Origin of the sequence: Dietzia sp. DQ11-38-2 (assembly GCF_014145055.1) — a bacterium.
Taxonomy (GTDB): Bacteria; Actinomycetota; Actinomycetes; order Mycobacteriales; family Mycobacteriaceae; genus Dietzia.
Genome location: NZ_JAALDW010000521.1, coordinates 311 through 2844, shown reverse-complemented (window position 1 = coordinate 2844; position 2534 = coordinate 311). Strand labels below are relative to the sequence as shown.

Genomic DNA, 2534 nt, shown 5'->3' with positions numbered 1-2534 from the left:
CGGCGTCGACGGCGTCGACGGGCCCGGCGTGGACGACGACATCGTCGCGACCACCGCCCGCCCGGCGGGATCCCGCGCAGCAGCGGACACAGCCGTTGTGCCGCAGACCAACTCCCCGTCCACCCACACCGCGGCGGACAGTGACGTCGACCGGCTCGATTCCCAGAAGCAGTTGCTCAACGGGGTCGAGTACACCCTGCCGCCCGTGAGCCTGCTGACCGCGGGAGACCCGCCCAAGGAGCGCAGCGAATCCAACGACCAGATGATCGAGGCCATCCAGGGCGTCCTCGAACAGTTCAAGATCGACGCCGCGGTCACCGGGTTCACCCGCGGGCCGACGGTCACGCGGTACGAAGTCGAGCTGGGCCCCGGTGTGAAGGTGGAGAAGATCACCGCGCTGCACCGGAACATCGCCTACGCGGTGGCCACCGACAACGTCCGGCTCCTCGCCCCGATCCCGGGCAAGTCCGCCGTGGGTATCGAGGTCCCCAATCTCGACCGTGAACTGGTCAGACTCGCCGACGTTCTCACCGATCCCAAGACCGCCACGAAGCACAACCCGATGCTCATCGGGCTGGGTAAGGACATCGAGGGGGATTTCGTCACCGCCGATCTGGCGAAGATGCCGCACCTGCTGGTGGCGGGTTCGACGGGCTCGGGCAAGTCCAGTTTCGTCAACTCGATGCTCGTGTCGTTGCTCACCCGGGCGACCCCGGACGAGGTGCGGCTGATCCTCGTGGACCCCAAGATGGTCGAACTGACACCGTACGAGGGCATCCCGCACCTGATCACCCCCATCATCACCCAGCCCAAGAAGGCGGCAGCGGCGCTGGCGTGGCTGGTCGAGGAGATGGAGCAGCGTTATCAGGACATGAAGTCGACCCGGGTGCGCCACATCACCGACTTCAACGATCGCGTGAAATCGGGCGCCATCACCACCCCGCCCGGGAGCGAGCGCGTCTACCGCCCGTACCCGTACATCGTCGCCGTCGTGGACGAGCTCGCCGATCTCATGATGACCGCGCCCCGGGACATCGAGGACGCGATCGTGCGGATCACGCAGAAGGCCCGGGCCGCCGGCATCCACCTCGTACTGGCCACCCAGCGTCCGTCGGTCGACGTGGTGACGGGTCTGATCAAGACGAACGTGCCGTCGCGCCTGGCCTTCGCGACCTCCTCGCTCACCGACTCGCGGGTCATCCTGGACCAGGCGGGGGCCGAGAAGTTGATCGGCATGGGCGACGGACTGTTCATCCCCATGGGAGCGTCCCGGCCGATCCGTATGCAGGGCGCCTTCATCACCGACGAGGAGATCCACGACGTCGTCGACTACGCCAAGAACCAGGCGGAGCCCGACTACGACGACACCGTCACCGCCGCCAAGGAAGAGTCCACGAAGGAGATCGACGGGGACATCGGAGACGACCTGGACGACCTGCTCGCCGCCGTCGAACTCGTGGTCTCCAGCCAGTTCGGGTCCACCTCGATGCTGCAACGCAAGCTCCGCGTCGGATTCGCCAAGGCCGGGCGCCTCATGGACCTGATGGAATCGCGCGGCATCGTGGGCCCCTCCGAGGGGTCCAAGGCCCGTGACGTCCTGGTCAAACCGGAGGAGTTGGCCTCGGTCATCTGGATGATCAAGGGGGGCACGCCGCCGCAGGAAGACGCCGACGAGCCGACCGGGAGCGAGACCCTCGACGAGGCGCCGGTGGGCTGAACGTCCGAAGGTCAGGCCAGCGCGCCGAACACGGGCATCCACCCCCGGACTGTGACCCCGGATACAAACCCACGCAGACAATGCGGGTCCTCGGCGACCAGGGAGCGGGCTGCGCCGGCGTCGTCCGCCTCGACGATGAGCAGAGCCCCGGACCCGTCGGTGTACGGTCCCACCGTTCGAATCGTCCCCGCCTCGACCTGGGCGGACAGCCACTCGCGGTGCGCGGGCTTGTTCGCCTCCCGGTCCTCCGACTGCTCTGGTTCGTACCGGTAGCTGACTGCGAAGAGCGGCATCGCTGGGGTCCTTCCCGATCATGGTGAGAGCGTTTTCGGATCCAGGGTATTGGCCCGGGTCTCGCTAAGGTGTGGGGGTGACACTTCCCTTCACCGACGACGGCCGCCCCGGTGCCGAGGTCCCCCTGCTCAACATCGCCAACGTGCTCACCGTCCTGCGAATCCTGCTGGTCCCGGTGTTCGTGGTCCTGTTCTTCGTCTCCGACGCCCAGGATCCGTGGTGGCGAGTCGGTGCGTTCGTGGTCTTCGCGCTCGCGATGGCGACCGACTACGTGGACGGGTACCTCGCCCGGCGCCTGGGCCTGGTCACCGACTTCGGCAAGATCGCCGACCCGATCGCGGACAAGGCCCTCATGGCCGCGGCCATGATCTCGCTGTCCCTGGTCGACGAGCTGTTCTGGTGGGTCACGATCGTGATCCTGGTCCGAGAGGTCGGGATCACCCTCTGGCGCCTGTTCGGTGTGGACCACGTGGTGGCGGCCAGCAAGGGCGGAAAGCTCAAGACCGTCACCCAGACTCTGGGG

3 protein-coding genes are annotated in these 2534 nt (G+C 67.2%); 2 read left to right on the top strand and 1 reads right to left on the bottom strand.

What is annotated here, in order from left to right; translation table 11 throughout:
• Positions 1-1717 (top strand): DNA translocase FtsK (locus tag G6026_RS16275; RefSeq protein ID WP_241728141.1); only part of this gene is annotated, 1717 nt, incomplete at its 5' end.
• 11 nt (positions 1718-1728) lie between these two features.
• Here the strand turns inward: G6026_RS16275 and G6026_RS16270 are convergent.
• A complete protein-coding gene (locus G6026_RS16270; protein ID WP_107756599.1) occupies positions 1729-2010 on the bottom strand; it encodes a YciI family protein in 282 nt (93 codons plus the stop codon).
• A gap of 77 nt (positions 2011-2087) precedes the next feature.
• Between G6026_RS16270 and pgsA the strand changes: the two genes are divergently transcribed.
• A partial coding sequence (gene pgsA, locus G6026_RS16265) for a CDP-diacylglycerol--glycerol-3-phosphate 3-phosphatidyltransferase (protein ID WP_347238128.1) occupies positions 2088-2534 on the top strand: 447 nt, incomplete at its 3' end.

Coding starts and splice junctions, on each gene's coding strand:
- G6026_RS16270 (WP_107756599.1), bottom strand. CDS start 2,010: ATGCCGCTCTTCGCAGTCAGCTACCGGTACGAACCAGAGCAGTCGGAG.